Origin of the sequence: Eikenella sp. HMSC061C02, assembly GCF_001809035.1 — a bacterium.
Taxonomy (GTDB): Bacteria; Pseudomonadota; Gammaproteobacteria; order Burkholderiales; family Neisseriaceae; genus Eikenella; species Eikenella corrodens.
Genome location: NZ_KV795541.1, coordinates 31,359 through 44,038 on the forward strand (window position 1 = coordinate 31,359; position 12,680 = coordinate 44,038).

16 protein-coding genes are annotated in these 12,680 nt (G+C 57.5%); 7 read left to right on the plus strand and 9 right to left on the minus strand.

The window, feature by feature from the left end; translation table 11 throughout:
- Positions 1-55: 55 nt before the first annotated feature.
- Positions 56-589: an ATP-dependent protease subunit HslV gene (gene hslV, locus HMPREF2541_RS04575; protein ID WP_064083731.1), complete on the minus strand. Its 534-nt coding sequence runs from the start codon at positions 587-589 to the stop codon at positions 56-58.
- A gap of 434 nt (positions 590-1,023) precedes the next feature.
- Here hslV and HMPREF2541_RS04580 point away from each other — a divergent pair, with 434 nt between their 5' ends.
- On the plus strand, positions 1,024-2,205 hold the full coding sequence (locus HMPREF2541_RS04580; RefSeq protein WP_003824577.1) for a phosphoglycerate kinase: 1,182 nt from the start codon (positions 1,024-1,026) through the stop codon (positions 2,203-2,205).
- Between the two features lie 128 nt (positions 2,206-2,333).
- Here HMPREF2541_RS04580 and HMPREF2541_RS11895 read toward each other — a convergent pair whose 3' ends face one another.
- The 7 genes from HMPREF2541_RS11895 to HMPREF2541_RS04610 all read right to left on the minus strand — a co-directional run bounded on the left by HMPREF2541_RS11895 (position 2,334) and on the right by HMPREF2541_RS04610 (position 6,694).
- Positions 2,334-3,086: a hypothetical protein gene (locus HMPREF2541_RS11895; RefSeq protein ID WP_141744197.1), complete on the minus strand. Its 753-nt coding sequence runs from the start codon at positions 3,084-3,086 to the stop codon at positions 2,334-2,336.
- Positions 3,086-3,625 (minus strand): COG4648 family protein, encoded by a 540-nt coding sequence (locus tag HMPREF2541_RS04585; RefSeq protein ID WP_003824580.1) that lies wholly within the window; start codon positions 3,623-3,625, stop codon positions 3,086-3,088. Before HMPREF2541_RS04585 ends, HMPREF2541_RS11895 begins: the two co-directional genes overlap by 1 nt.
- Entirely contained in the window at positions 3,622-3,882 is a 261-nt protein-coding gene (locus tag HMPREF2541_RS04590; protein ID WP_003824582.1) for an acyl carrier protein, read from the minus strand. Before HMPREF2541_RS04590 ends, HMPREF2541_RS04585 begins: the two co-directional genes overlap by 4 nt.
- Before the next feature lie 143 nt (positions 3,883-4,025).
- Positions 4,026-4,286, minus strand: coding sequence for a phosphopantetheine-binding protein (locus HMPREF2541_RS04595; protein WP_003771002.1), 261 nt, complete (start codon positions 4,284-4,286; stop codon positions 4,026-4,028).
- Positions 4,279-5,061 carry a lysophospholipid acyltransferase family protein gene (locus tag HMPREF2541_RS04600; RefSeq protein ID WP_070541945.1) on the minus strand — a complete coding sequence of 261 codons (783 nt, stop codon included), beginning with the start codon at positions 5,059-5,061 and terminating at the stop codon, positions 4,279-4,281. Before HMPREF2541_RS04600 ends, HMPREF2541_RS04595 begins: the two co-directional genes overlap by 8 nt.
- Positions 5,040-5,786, minus strand: coding sequence for a beta-ketoacyl synthase chain length factor (locus HMPREF2541_RS04605; RefSeq protein ID WP_070541948.1), 747 nt, complete (start codon positions 5,784-5,786; stop codon positions 5,040-5,042). The genes HMPREF2541_RS04600 and HMPREF2541_RS04605 overlap by 22 nt, the downstream gene beginning before the upstream one ends.
- Before the next feature lie 257 nt (positions 5,787-6,043).
- On the minus strand, positions 6,044-6,694 hold the full coding sequence (locus HMPREF2541_RS04610) for a 4'-phosphopantetheinyl transferase family protein (protein ID WP_003824586.1): 651 nt from the start codon (positions 6,692-6,694) through the stop codon (positions 6,044-6,046).
- A gap of 95 nt (positions 6,695-6,789) precedes the next feature.
- On the opposite strand from HMPREF2541_RS04610, the gene HMPREF2541_RS04615 reads away from it, so the two are divergent.
- Entirely contained in the window at positions 6,790-7,356 is a 567-nt protein-coding gene (locus HMPREF2541_RS04615; protein WP_049258018.1) for a hypothetical protein, read from the plus strand.
- A gap of 184 nt (positions 7,357-7,540) precedes the next feature.
- Here HMPREF2541_RS04615 and HMPREF2541_RS04620 read toward each other — a convergent pair whose 3' ends face one another.
- Entirely contained in the window at positions 7,541-8,113 is a 573-nt protein-coding gene (locus tag HMPREF2541_RS04620; protein ID WP_003824590.1) for an inner membrane CreD family protein, read from the minus strand.
- 228 nt (positions 8,114-8,341) lie between these two features.
- Between HMPREF2541_RS04620 and HMPREF2541_RS04625 the strand changes: the two genes are divergently transcribed.
- The 5 genes from HMPREF2541_RS04625 to HMPREF2541_RS04645 all read left to right on the plus strand — a co-directional run bounded on the left by HMPREF2541_RS04625 (position 8,342) and on the right by HMPREF2541_RS04645 (position 12,462).
- Positions 8,342-9,022: a response regulator gene (locus HMPREF2541_RS04625; RefSeq protein WP_003824591.1), complete on the plus strand. Its 681-nt coding sequence runs from the start codon at positions 8,342-8,344 to the stop codon at positions 9,020-9,022.
- A gap of 56 nt (positions 9,023-9,078) precedes the next feature.
- Positions 9,079-9,828, plus strand: a complete 750-nt coding sequence (locus tag HMPREF2541_RS04630; protein ID WP_070541951.1) for a class I SAM-dependent methyltransferase — start codon at positions 9,079-9,081, stop codon at positions 9,826-9,828.
- Positions 9,829-10,009: 181 nt separating this feature from the next.
- Positions 10,010-10,762, plus strand: a complete 753-nt coding sequence (locus HMPREF2541_RS04635; RefSeq protein ID WP_083296765.1) for an alpha/beta fold hydrolase — start codon at positions 10,010-10,012, stop codon at positions 10,760-10,762.
- Positions 10,763-10,897: 135 nt separating this feature from the next.
- Positions 10,898-11,344, plus strand: coding sequence for a hypothetical protein (locus tag HMPREF2541_RS04640; RefSeq protein ID WP_070541957.1), 447 nt, complete (start codon positions 10,898-10,900; stop codon positions 11,342-11,344).
- Positions 11,345-11,490: 146 nt separating this feature from the next.
- Complete coding sequence (locus tag HMPREF2541_RS04645) at positions 11,491-12,462, plus strand: histidine kinase dimerization/phospho-acceptor domain-containing protein (RefSeq protein WP_049258012.1); 972 nt, start codon at positions 11,491-11,493, stop codon at positions 12,460-12,462.
- Positions 12,463-12,680: the final 218 nt, after the last annotated feature.

Below are 12,680 nucleotides of genomic sequence, written 5' to 3' on the forward strand. Positions count from 1 at the left end.
AGGCTACCTGAAAACATGAAGTTTTCAGGTAGCCTTTTTTCTATTTCGCAATCGGTTACAGCGTTTCCACCGTGTGCTGGTCGTTGGTGTAGATGCAGATGCTGCCAGCGATTTCCAGCGCTTTTTTCACCACGGCTTCGGGTGGCAGCTCGGTATTTTCCATCAGCGCGCGGGCGGCAGCTTGGGCAAAAGCCCCGCCGCTGCCGATGGCGGCGATGCCGCCTTCCGGTTCGAGTACGTCGCCGTTGCCGGTGATGATGAGGGTGTTGTCTTTATCGGCCACAATCAGCATGGCTTCGAGGCGGCGCAGGGCGCGGTCGGTGCGCCACTCTTTGGCCAGCTCGATGGCGGATACGGTAAGCCGGCCTTGGTGTTTCTGCAATTTGGCTTCAAAAAGCTCAATCAGCGTAAACGCATCGGCCGTGCCGCCGGCAAATCCGGCCAAAACGGTGTTGTTATACAATTTGCGCACCTTGCGCGCGGTGGCTTTGATGATGGTGTTGCCCAGGCTGACCTGGCCGTCGCCGCCAATGGCGACTTGGCCGCCCCGGCGTACGGAAACGATGGTGGTGCCGTCGAATTGCTGCATGGTGCTTCCTTTTTTGAAACAGTTGGGAATAGGCGGCAGATTAGGGCAGCAGCGCGAATTTCAATTTATTTGCCAGCTGGCAGAAGCTAGAGGCTACCTGAAAAAGAGTTTGCTGTTTGTAGCTGGGTTGAAACTGATGCTTTAGCTGCGCAGAAATTCGCTTTGCTCATTTTAACTGCGTTGAAGCTCACGCTTTCAGGTAGCCTCTGAGTAGTTCCAGCTGGCTGGCGATGTATCAAAAAGAAACCAAACTATATGCCTGTACTGCATGGAGGCGATTATCCTCGAAGGCTAGCTGAAAGCGTAAACTGCAGCACAGCCCATTTCCTCCGTTTGCACCGCCCAACCGTTTATAAGATAATGGCGGCGTTTTGCGCGGCTGGCAAAGCCGCCCGATTTTTCCAACCAAATAACTGAAACCAAAAGAGATAACCATGTCCTTCCTCAAGCTCACCGAACAAAACGTGCGCGGCAAAACCGTGCTGATCCGTGCCGACCTGAACGTGCCGATTAAAGACGGCAAAATCGGCGACGACACCCGCATCCGCGCTTCGCTCGCCTCCGTACGCTACTGCCTAGAAAACGGCGCGGCCGTTATCCTGATGAGCCACCTCGGCCGCCCCTCCGAGGGCGAGTTCAAGCCCGAAGACGACCTCGCGCCCGTGGCCGCGCATTTGGGCAGCCTGCTCGGCCTTAGCGTGCCCGTGAGCAGCGATTGGCAGCAAAATCCGCCGCGCCCGCAGCCTGGTGAAGTGGTTATGTTGCAAAACGTGCGCGTGAACAAAGGCGAGAAGAAAAACAACGCCGAGCTCGGCCAGGCCTATGCCGCGCTGTGCGATATTTATGTGAACGATGCCTTCGGCACCGCGCACCGCGCCGAAGCCTCGCTGGTGGCCGTGGCCGAAGCCGCACCTGTTGCCTGCGCCGGCATTTTGCTGGCCGCCGAATTGGACGCGCTGGGTAAGGCGCTGAAAAACCCCGCCCGCCCGCTGGTGGCGATTGTGGCCGGCAGCAAAGTGTCCACCAAACTCACCATTCTCAACAGCCTGGCTGATAAAGTAGACCAGCTGATCGTGGGCGGAGGCATCGCCAACACCTTCCTGCTCGCCGCCGGGCAGCCCATCGGCAACTCCTTGGCCGAAGCCGACTTGGCCGCCGAAGCCCGCGCCGTGGCCGAAAAAATGGCAGCCAAAGGCGGCGCCGTGCCGCTGCCGCAAGACGTGGTGTGCGCCAAAGCCTTTGCCGCCGATGCCGTAGCCGAAACCAAAGCCGTGGCCGAGGTGGCCGCAGACGATATGATTCTCGACATCGGCCCGCAATCCGCCGCCTCGCTTGCCGCTCTGCTGCGCGAAGCCGGCACGATTGTGTGGAACGGCCCGGTAGGCGTGTTCGAGTTTGACCGTTTCGCCGAAGGCACGCGCGTGATGGCCGAAGCCATCGCCGAAAGCCGCGCCTTCTCTATCGCCGGCGGCGGCGACACCCTGGCCGCTATCGCCAAATTCGGCATCGCCGACAAAATCAGCTACATCTCCACCGGAGGCGGCGCGTTCTTGGAGTTCCTAGAAGGCAAACAACTGCCCGGCGTGGCCGTGCTGGAAAAACGTGCGGCGGGCTAATGTGCAGTGTGGTAAAGGAATAGAAAAAGGCTACCTGAAGGTTTCAGGTAGCCTTTTTGGTGTGAGATTCTGCATGGGCAACACATGCCCAAGCTTCATGGATAGATTTTCAGGTAGCCTCCCAGTGATTATTTATTGGCTGGTGTGCCGTAGTATCGCAGGATACGTTCGATATTACTTCTGGCGGCAGCGCAATACTGCCGAGAGACAGGCCGGTTTCGTGCTTCTTCAGCAAGCGACAGCATGGCCTTTTCATCAACCACGTTTGGACAGTTTCGCTCCATATAGGTTTGATCGATTCGATAGGCAATCATTTCAAGTTGCGCTTCAACTTGCCGTTGTTGTTGAGGGCTAAGACAACGAGATATATAAACTGCCAAATCAGCAGTATCACGCATATAGCTATGGCATTGCTGCTGGGATGCGGGAGGGGGAGCTTCCGCACCATAACGAGTCAATTTGCGCTCTACTTCGTTTTTGGTGGACAGGCAATATTGCCTGTCTGGGTCAAGCGGATGCCTTTTTAAAATAGCTAGGGTTTCTTCTTCACTGACCATGTTGCTCTGATTACATCCAGCTGTTCGCATTTCTTGACCGATGTTGCTTACAGCTAGGGAATAACGTTCCCGCCCTTCCGGCCACACCCCTCTGCTGACACACGTTATTCCATACTGATAGGCACTATTAAGCAACGACATGTCATTCATATAATTCAGACATTGTTGTTTTGTAGCCTGTGGTACGGGGGCGGTATTGGCTAAACCGGGGAGAAAGGTAACTATTAGCAGTATAGTAATACGAAGATTCATTAGATTTTCTGATAGGGTTTTCACGGTTGAGAGAGGGCTGCCTGAAATATTTTTCAGGTAGCCTTTGTTCATTACAACTTCAACACCCACTTGCGGTAGGCAAATTCGCCGCCCATCAGGATGCCCATCAGGATGTAGGCGATGATGCCGGTGTAGACTGCCCACCAGCGGTATTGTTCGAGCAGCACGAGCAGGGCGGCGAGGCTGCCGTTGAGGGCGAAAAAGCCACACCAGATTTGGGTAACGCGGCGGGTGTAGGCCACGCCTTCTGGCGGGAGGTCGGGGTGTTGCAGGCGGGCGAGGCGTTCGATGATGCTTTGTTTTTGCGTGAGGCTGAGGCCGAACAGCAGCAGCAGCAGGCCGTTTACCCATACGGGATACCAATACATGCTGCCTGGCCGCTTCAAAAGAAGGATGGCGGCGAAGAAAGCAGCCACCAGCAAGGAAACGCGCCGCTGGCCGGGATCACGCTGCATGGCGGCGCGGGCGAGCCAAAGCAGGAGCATGAAACCGGCCAGCGGATAAAACCAGCCCTGCTCGCGGCCGTAATACCAGAGCAGGGGGTAGAGTACGCTCAAGATGCCGAGCAGGATTTTGGCGGCGGTTTTCACGCTTCGGGCTTGGCGTCTTGGTAGAGCTTGGACACGGCGGCGACTACGTCGTCGATGGTGCGGACGTTGCGGAAATCGTCGGCTTGGAGTTTGTAGCCGGTTTGGCGTTTGATTTGGTCGAGCAGGTCGATGGCGTCGATGCTGTCGATTTCGAGGTCTTCGTAGAGGTTGGTGCTGCCGGTTACGTTGCTGGTGTCGATTTCAAACATGTTTTCCAGGATGTCGAACAGGAAGGCGCGGATTTCGGTTTCGGTCATGGATGTTCCTTAAATCATGGGGGCGGTCGGGCAGGAATGCCCAACCTATGTTTCAGGTAGCCTGCTGCTTTTCACTTCGCAGCAACTTAGCCTTGGCTTCGCCAAGACTTTGCTTTCAGGTAGCCTTAATCAAACTGCTTTGGCTAGCCGCGTTGTTTTTGCACGAAAGCGGCCAGTGTGGACACATTGGCGAAGCTGTCGCGCAATTCCTGGCTTTCGCCGTCGAGCTGGAAGCCGAAGTGTTTTTGCACGGCCAGGCCGAGTTCGAGTGCGTCTACGGAATCGAGGCCGAGGCCGCTGTCGCCGAACAGGGCTTCTTCGTCGCCGATGTCGGCGGGCGTGAGGTCTTCCAGGCCGAGGCTGTCGATAATCAGTTGTTTGATTTCTTGTTTCAAGTCAGTCATGTTTTTGGCTTCTTTCGTTGAAGTATTGTTGCAGGTGGTCGTTGAGGCGGCGGGCGGCAATGGGCAGGGGGTGCTTGTTTAACCAATCCTGCGGGTTGATGTCATCGCCGACGATAAAGCGGTAGGCCGGTTTTTGCAGCGGGATTTTGTACCACGGCTGGCCTTTTTTGAAGTTCGGCGGCTGCATTTTAATCACCACAGGGGTGATGACCTGCGCACTTCTGAGGCCGATGGACACTGCGCCGCGATGAAATTTCACCGCGCCGTCCCAGCCGGTGCGCGTACCTTCGGGGAATACCAACAGGCATTGCTGCTGTAAAACTTCGTGCACGGCTTCCACAAAATCCAAATCTTCCTGATTGGGCAGGTAGCCGCAGGCGCGGATTTGCCCGGCCATGGCCGGGTTGCGCTGCAAATCTGCTTTCACGATGCAGTTGGCTTCGGGCACGCGGCCGAGCAGGAACACCACATCCAGCAGTGAGGGATGGTTGGCCAAAATCAGCTGGCCGGGGCGGCCGAGTCGCTCGAAGCCTTCAAATTCCGCGCTCAAAATGCCCGAGCGCATCAAATAATAGCTAAACCACAGCCAAGTGCGCGTCACCACGCGGCGCGCCTGCTTTTGCTGTGCCAAATCGGGCGAGCAGTGCAGCAGCCAGGGCAGCAGCACGATTTGCAGCAGCACGCCGAACACGCCGAAAAACACGAAGCCCAGCCCGGTGGCCAGCAACCGCCACAGGCGGTTTAAGCGGGCGCTCAAGGGGTAAGCCGCTGCCATTGCCAAACCTTGTCTGCATAATGGTTTATCCACCTGCGGCTGCCAGAATGTTGTTGCCGCAGCCATTCGATCGCGCCCCAATAGCCGCAGTTTGCCGTGCCGCCGGTATCGGGTGCGGCGGGGGAGAGTTCCCATTCTTCGCCGGCCGTGAGCAGCAGCGCCAGCGCATGGGCAAAGGACGCGCGTTCGGCCGGTGCGGCGGGGTATTGCGCCTGTAAGGGGTCGTCCACCACCACCGCCAACACGCGCTCTGCCCCATCGGCCAGCAGGCCGGCGGCCTCGAGCACGGCGCTTTCCAAACCGCTCTGCCGCACCGAAAGCGCGGTGTATTCGCTCATGTCGCCGCGCAGCATCGACCACTGCCCGGCCAGGGCGTTGTGTACCGACAGGCCGAAGGAAGTGGGGGAAACTTCGTTGTCGCGCAACAGCGTGGTCCACAAGCCGAAGCTGCGGTTGATTTCGCCGTCGTGCGAAGCGAGCACCAGCGGGCAGGGTTCGCTTTCCGCCAAGAGCGGATGTGCTGCCGCAAACAGCAGCCGCGCCGAGAGGCCGAGCCGCCGCCGCTGCATGGCGGGCAGAAAATCCACCTTCGGCGGCGTGTCGGGCAAATCGGCGGCGTTTAAGCGGCCGGATGCCCACGCGGACCAGTCTTCGCCCGTGTGCAGGCGGGTGGAGGCGGCGTGCCAGCTTTGGATGGAAAAGCGGAGGCGGAAATCGGCGGTCATGGTTTAACTTCGTTGAGGCTGCGTTTTAACTGCGCTGAAGCTTCGCTTTCAGGTAGCTTTTTAAAAACAGGCGGCCTGTTAAGAGCGCTTAAGGTGGCGCATTATAACAAGAATGCAGCACTCGGGCATCTGGCCGGCGGGCGGCAAAATGTGGGCGGCGTTTCTGCGAAAAGAAAAGTTTCAGGTAGCCTTCATTCTTGAAGTTTTTGTCTTGTTTGCCGAGAATTTGAGGCTACCTGAAAGTATAGTTAAAGCGCCTAAACAAAACGATAAAGCAGCTGCTTTTCCACCACCTGCCACTTACCGAAGCCGTGCCAAGCCCATTCCGCCGCCACTTCCTGCGGCCACACCACACCGCACAGCCAAGCCCCGTCCAACAGAAACACTGCGCCCTGCCAAAACCGGCCGGCCGCGTAGAGCCGCCAGCCGTCCTCGTTTGGTCGCAATCCGGTTTGCGGCATCTCCGCCAGCCCCTGCCCGGTGGTCTTGAGCAAGGCTTCTTTTAGCGTCCACAACGCATAATAATCGGCCAATTCGGCATGCTGTTGTAGCCAGCGCGCTTCGTCTGCATGCAGCACCCAATCCGGCCAGGCATCGAAACGGCGTGGGCGCAGCCGTTCCAAATCCACGCCCACGGGAAAATCGGCAGACGGCACCGACAGCACGGCATGGCCGCCGCTGTGGCTGAGGCTACCTGAAAAATTCGGACTACCTGAAAACCCGTCTGCCGCTGCCTGCTGCTTGAGAAAGCGGCTCACCTGCCAGCCGGTTTGCGCCGCACGGGCAGGGTGGCGCACAAGGTGGATGCGGTCGGCCGCATCCAGCAGCCCGGCGTGGTAGTGCGTGGCGCAGTCGGGCGCGGCCAGATAGAGGCAGATGGTGTGTTGCGGCAGCAGGCGGGTAGGCATAGGCAAGGTTTTTTAATATACTTTAAACTCTGTGAAATCGCGGCTGACTGGCCGTGAATTTTTGGTTTCCAACCCAGCTTAATAAGGGAGCAAATATGAAATCTCGCCAAATCATGCTGGCGGCTGCGATTGTAGCCGCTTTCGGCCTCGCCGGCTGCCAAAACAACCGTGCGCCGGACAACTCCGGCAATCAAGGCAGCCGCACCGAAGCCCGCCGCGATAGCGGCCGCAACAGCGCCCATGCCACCAGTCAAACCACCGGCCGCGTATGCCGCCTGCTGCGCGACGACGACCCCAACCGCGGCGGCCGCAAAGTAGTGTATCGCTGCAACGGTCGTGCCGTGCTGGCTTCCGACGAAGCCAAGCGACTGCTCAACCCCGGCGTGCCGGTGAGCTTCGGTGGTGGCGGCCGTGTGATTCAGGCCAATTTGTCCACCCGTCAGGCAGCCAATGCTTCCAACCAATCCGACGAAGCCGCCTGCGAACGCGCCTTTATCAACGCCGCCCATAAATTCCAGGAAACCGCTCAAGCCCGTGGCGGCAGCCGCGTGAGCAACTTCCACAGCTACTACAACCGCCAAGTGCTGCGCGGCGGGCAGTACGACTGCGAAGTGGGCACTTTCCATGCCCGCGTGGTGATGCGCGGCGACATCGCCCGCTAAGCCGGTTGCGGCATAAAGGCTACCTGAAAACTGCTGATGCGGTTTTCAGGTAGCCTTTAAGTTTTCTGTGCCGCCTAAGCACAAACGGCCGGGTATCAGGCCCGACCATTTGCTGTTTTTCAGGTAGCCTCCGCTCAAATCCAAAGGCTACCTGAAAGCGAGGTTTCAACGCAGTTAAACCCTACTACTCCTTCCCTGCTGGTTTGCCCAGCGCATACCAATCAATCTCCCGCGTGTAATACATCACCGTAAACAGCGCGGCAAACAGCAGGCAGGAACCGGCCAAGAGGTTGTATTGCTGCATTTTCACCAGCACAAACATCGTGCCGTAGGCCGCCATGAGCAGCGCCGTCATCATATACACCCCGCGCGTGGTGGCCAGCACGAAATGCAGATACCAAAACAGCAAGCTGATACAGGCAAATGCGCCGACGGCATAAGCGGCAGTAAAGCCGATGTGTTCCGCTAGCGAGAGCAGCAACAGATAAAATATCGATAAAGCCGCGCCCACCAGCAAATACTGCATCGGGTGGATACGCCATTCTTGCAGCACCTCGCTCAAAAAGAACGAGGCAAACACCAGCACCACCAATACCATGCCGTATTTCACGCTGCGGATAATCATGCGGTAGTCTTCCTTGCTCAGCAACATGCTGGATTGGTAATACTCCCGTTGCTCCGCCAGGCTGTAAATCGAAAACAGTACCACGGCAAACACGATACACAACCCAATCACGCTCCATATTTTCTGGTTCATTTTTTACTCCATCAAAGAATTGAATGCGGCCAAGGCACAAGCCTGCCAACGGCACACAGTATGCCCGGCCCGAATCAATTTTTTGTGGAACAATAATGAAGATTTTATGAAGATTGCCGCGCCTAAGCGTGTGTAACCCAGCGTGTTTGCGTAGAATGAGCGGTAGCTTCACTTCCGCTGCGGCCTCGGCTCGCCGCCTAGTATCCAAAGCTTGTTAATCCCTATCCCATGAACCCGCATATCCTCATCATCGAAGACGAACGCGAAATCGCCGAACTGGTCGAACTCTCCCTCGCCCGCGCCCATTTCACCGCACGCATCGCCCCCACCGCAGAGCAGGCGCGGCAACTGCTCGCGCGCGAACACTTCGACCTGCTCCTGCTCGACGTCGGCCTGCCCGACACCGACGGTTTCGAACTGCTTAAAACCCTGCGTCCGCAACATCCCCAGCCCGTCATCATGCTCACCGCCCAAGACGAAGAAACCGACCGCATCCTCGGCCTCGAACTCGGCGCAGACGACTACATCGGCAAACCCTTCAGCCCGCGCGAACTCGTCGCCCGCGTCAAAGCCGTGCTGCGGCGCACACAAACCCGGCCCGCCGCCAAAACCGAATCCGTACCGGTATGGCACGACGACGTGCCCGCCTGCTGCATCCGCCACCAAGGGCGCGAACTGCCGCTCACGCAGGGCGAATACCGCCTGCTGCGCACCCTGCTGCACCGCCCCGGCCGCGTGTTCAGCCGCGAAGAACTGCTCACCGCCATGTTCGGCGGCAACCGCCCCTCCGACCCGCACACCATCAACACCCACATCCGCGCCCTGCGCCACAAACTGCGCGCAGCCGGCATTGCCGACGAACACATCCGCACCCATCACGGGCTGGGGTACAGTTTTAACGAAACCTGAAGCACGGTTTTCAGACGGTCTTTCAAGCTGTCGCAACCATCCACAGGAGTAACGCCATGCCTTCCACCAAACTCATCCAAAAACTCAAACCCGCCCTGCAAAATCAGCTTCCGCCCGAACAAGACGGCATCTTGTTGTGCCTCGATTCCGACAACGTAACGGGCGACAACGCCAAATACATGAAAATGTACAACCGCCTCGCCCGTTGGTACGACTTCGGCGAACGCTGGATAGCCCGCCTCAGATACGGCAACAGCATCAACGAGACACGGCGCAGCCTGATGGGCGAACTGGAGTGGCGGCAGGATTGCACCGCGCTCTACGTCTCTATCGGCACAGGTACCGATTTAAACCACCTGCCCGCCGACATCGACCCCGCCGCGCTGGACTTGACCGGTGCCGACCTGTCGCTCGGCATGTTGGAACGCTGCCGCGACGTGTGGCAGAAAAAAGCGGCAGGCTTGGACTTGGTACACTGCAACGCCGAAGATTTACCCTTTGCCGACAATATGTTCGACGTCGTATTCCATGTGGGCGGCATCAATTTTTTCAGCGACAAACAAAAAGCCATCAACGAAATGCTGCGCGTCGCCAAGCCCGACACCAAAATCATGATTGCAGACGAAACCACCGACTTCATCCAACAACAATACAAAAAAAGCCTGTTCACGCGGAACTACTTCCAAGACACCGATTTCGACCTGACACAAATCGAAAACTGCATTCCCGAAACCGTACAGGAAAAGAAAACGCGGCTGCTGTGGGACAACCGCTTTTACTGCATCACCTTCCGCAAACCTGTTTGATACAGCCGCCGCATTTGCTTTTTCAGACGGCCTCAACATCTGAAAAGGCTACCTGAAAGCCATGAATCTTTCACGCAGAAACCTACTCAAACTAGCCGCAGCAATATTGGCGGTTTCCGCCTGCGATAGGCCGGGCAACGGCGGCCGCCATTCTTTCAACAAGCCAGACAAGGAAACTTCCATGCAGTCCAAATTCATCAAACATCAAGGTGCGACGCTGCACTACCAAATCGGCGGCACGGAAACCGCCCCCGTTATCGTGCTGCTGCACGGCGGTTTCGGTTCGATTGCCGACTTTGCCCCGCTGTTGCCGCGTTTGCAGCAACACTACCGCGTGATTGCGATAGATACGCGCGGACACGGACGCTCCACGCTCGGCACAGCCGCGCTGACCTATGCCCAAGCCGCCGAAGATGCGCGCCAAATCCTGCGGCATGAAGGCGTGGAAAAATACAGCCTGTTCGGGCTCAGCGATGGCGGCACAACCGCCTACCGCTTGGGCGCGGCAGACAAAAATATCGGAAAAATCATCACCGTGGGCGCGGAATGGCACAAAAAGCACTTGGACGGCGTGCGGTCCATGTTTGAAGAGATAAGCCTTGATTTCGTAAAAGAAAACCTGACCGAACAGCTCGCCGCTTATCAGGCAGCCAACCCCGAGCCTGATGCGGCAAAATGGGCAGTGGCATTGAAAACCATGTGGCTGGACGAGGGCGCAAGCGGTTATCCCAACGAAAACATCCGTCAAATCCAAACCCCCGTGCTGGCAGTGCGCGGCGAAGCCGATTTCCTGCTCGCCTTTGACGACTGGGCGGCATTGAAAACCGAATTGCCCGAAGTTCATTTGATGAATGTACCGTTTGCCGCGCACGAAGCGATTAAAGAACAGCCTGAAATGGTTTGGGCGGCGGTGCGGGCGTTTGGGCAAAAGTAGGGCAGGCACTCCCGCCTGCGTGCTTTCACCCCATTAAGGCTACCTGAAAATTAGCAAGCTCAAGGATGGGTATCCGTTGCCCGCCCACCGCTTGCTTTCAGGCCGTCTGAAAGCAGTATTTGGAAATTCAAACCGATGAAGATAAACCCTGAAAACGGCAGCGTCAGCCTGCCGGACGGCAACCTTATCAGCGCGCGCACCACGCTTGATGACTGGATTGCATGCTTCCCAAAATCTAGCCCGAATCATCTGCAAGCGGGAATAACATTTTTCGGTTTGTCATTTACCAAACAGTCCGAACAATACACCCTTACCGCCCAGTTCGAGCAGCAGCGGCTGGAGCGCTTATCCATATTCTTCTGCCCGATAGGCGAGGACAACAGCTGGGCAGCATGGTCGGAGGAGCGCGAATTACAACGCAGAAAACAATTTGATCGATGGTTGGATAAGCAGCTGGGCGATGCCCCTTGCGCCATTGAAACATCGGCAGCAGGCAAATGCCGCAGATTTGCCTGGGGCGATGTGGGCGCGTATTACCACAATAAAAACGGCAGTACAGGGATAGTCATCAGTTATCGCTAACCGCCTTTTCAGACGGCCTCCAAGCGCGAAAACCAGCCCGACTTAATCACACACACTTTCAGGCTACCTGAAAGCAAAACCGCAACGAAATTGAAACACCGCCCGGCTCAATATCAGGCCGCGCAACCATATCATTCAGCCAACCCATGCTTAAATATTTCAAACACCTCAGCATCCGCCTGTTCTTCGTTTTGCTCGGCATCCTGCTCCTGCTCACCGCCTGGTCGCTGGTCTATGCCAAGCAGCACGTCTTGCTCCTGCTTACCGCCAGCCTGCTCGTGCTCGGCGCGCTTGCCTGGTGGCTCGCCCGCAGCATCAGCCGTATCCGTCGTTATGCCGAAGCCATGGCCGCCAACCGCCCTGCCGCACAACCCCAATTCGGCGATAGCTACCTCTACCGCCTCGTCCACGCCGTCGCCCACCTGCGCGACGAACTCGACCACCGCCAACACATTGAAAATTATGTCTTAGGCCTCACCCACGAACTCAAAACCCCGCTCACCACCCAGCAGGCCGCCCTCGAACTGCTGCAAGACAGCCCCCTTAGCCCCGACCAACAGCAACTGCTCGACCGCATCCGCCGCAATACCCAAAAACAAAAGCAACTCATCGCCCGTCTGCTCGAACTGGCCCGTCTGGAAAACCGCGACAGCCTGCAAAGCACGCAAACCGTCGATTTGGCCAATCTAGCCGTCCAAGCCGCCCAAGAAAGCCGCGCCGCCCTGCAAGCCAAACAGCTGCACATCGCCCTCAACTGCCCGCCCCGTGCCGTCCAAGGCGACCCGCTGCTGCTGCGCCAAGCCATCGACAACCTGCTTTACAACGCCATCGACTTTGCCGAAACCGGCAGCAAAATCCGCCTCAGCCTCACCCGCAGCCGAAACCGCACCGAACTGGCGGTTTACAACCAAGGCAGCCCCGTTCCCGATTACGCGCTGGCCAAAATCCCCCAACGCTTCTACTCGCTCCCCCGTGCCGACGGCAGCCGCAGCAGCGGGCTGGGCTTGAGCTTCACCACCGAAATCATGCGCCTGCACCGCGGCCGCCTGATGCTCGCCAACCGCGAAAACGGTGTGGAAGCGCGGCTGGTGTTTCCCGATGTGAAAGAGGCTACCTGAAAATTTCAGGTAGCCTGCCAACATTGCGTTATCCCATTCCGCTGCCTATTGCCGGAAACAGCCTATCTGTCTTGTACCCGTGTATAATCACTCCTCGCACAAAACCAATCTTTCCAACCCATTACGGCTGAAGCAATGTTCCTCCTGCCGGGCGGCGAGCCGCAGCAATATCGGCGGGAGAAAATATAGTGAATTAACAAAAATCAGGACAAGGCGAC

Bases quoted from the DNA above. Each gene is read 5' to 3' on its own strand.
- hslV (WP_064083731.1), bottom strand. From the start codon at position 589: ATGCAGCAATTCGACGGCACCACCATCGTTTCCGTACGCCGGGGCGGC.
- HMPREF2541_RS04580 (WP_003824577.1), top strand. From the start codon at position 1,024: ATGTCCTTCCTCAAGCTCACCGAACAAAACGTGCGCGGCAAAACCGTG.
- HMPREF2541_RS11895 (WP_141744197.1), bottom strand. From the start codon at position 3,086: ATGAACAAAGGCTACCTGAAAAATATTTCAGGCAGCCCTCTCTCAACC.
- HMPREF2541_RS04590 (WP_003824582.1), bottom strand. From the start codon at position 3,882: ATGACCGAAACCGAAATCCGCGCCTTCCTGTTCGACATCCTGGAAAAC.
- HMPREF2541_RS04595 (WP_003771002.1), bottom strand. From the start codon at position 4,286: ATGACTGACTTGAAACAAGAAATCAAACAACTGATTATCGACAGCCTC.
- HMPREF2541_RS04600 (WP_070541945.1), bottom strand. From the start codon at position 5,061: ATGGCAGCGGCTTACCCCTTGAGCGCCCGCTTAAACCGCCTGTGGCGG.
- HMPREF2541_RS04605 (WP_070541948.1), bottom strand. From the start codon at position 5,786: ATGACCGCCGATTTCCGCCTCCGCTTTTCCATCCAAAGCTGGCACGCC.
- HMPREF2541_RS04610 (WP_003824586.1), bottom strand. From the start codon at position 6,694: ATGCCTACCCGCCTGCTGCCGCAACACACCATCTGCCTCTATCTGGCC.
- HMPREF2541_RS04615 (WP_049258018.1), top strand. From the start codon at position 6,790: ATGAAATCTCGCCAAATCATGCTGGCGGCTGCGATTGTAGCCGCTTTC.
- HMPREF2541_RS04620 (WP_003824590.1), bottom strand. From the start codon at position 8,113: ATGAACCAGAAAATATGGAGCGTGATTGGGTTGTGTATCGTGTTTGCC.
- HMPREF2541_RS04625 (WP_003824591.1), top strand. From the start codon at position 8,342: ATGAACCCGCATATCCTCATCATCGAAGACGAACGCGAAATCGCCGAA.
- HMPREF2541_RS04630 (WP_070541951.1), top strand. From the start codon at position 9,079: ATGCCTTCCACCAAACTCATCCAAAAACTCAAACCCGCCCTGCAAAAT.
- HMPREF2541_RS04635 (WP_083296765.1), top strand. From the start codon at position 10,010: ATGCAGTCCAAATTCATCAAACATCAAGGTGCGACGCTGCACTACCAA.
- HMPREF2541_RS04640 (WP_070541957.1), top strand. From the start codon at position 10,898: ATGAAGATAAACCCTGAAAACGGCAGCGTCAGCCTGCCGGACGGCAAC.
- HMPREF2541_RS04645 (WP_049258012.1), top strand. From the start codon at position 11,491: ATGCTTAAATATTTCAAACACCTCAGCATCCGCCTGTTCTTCGTTTTG.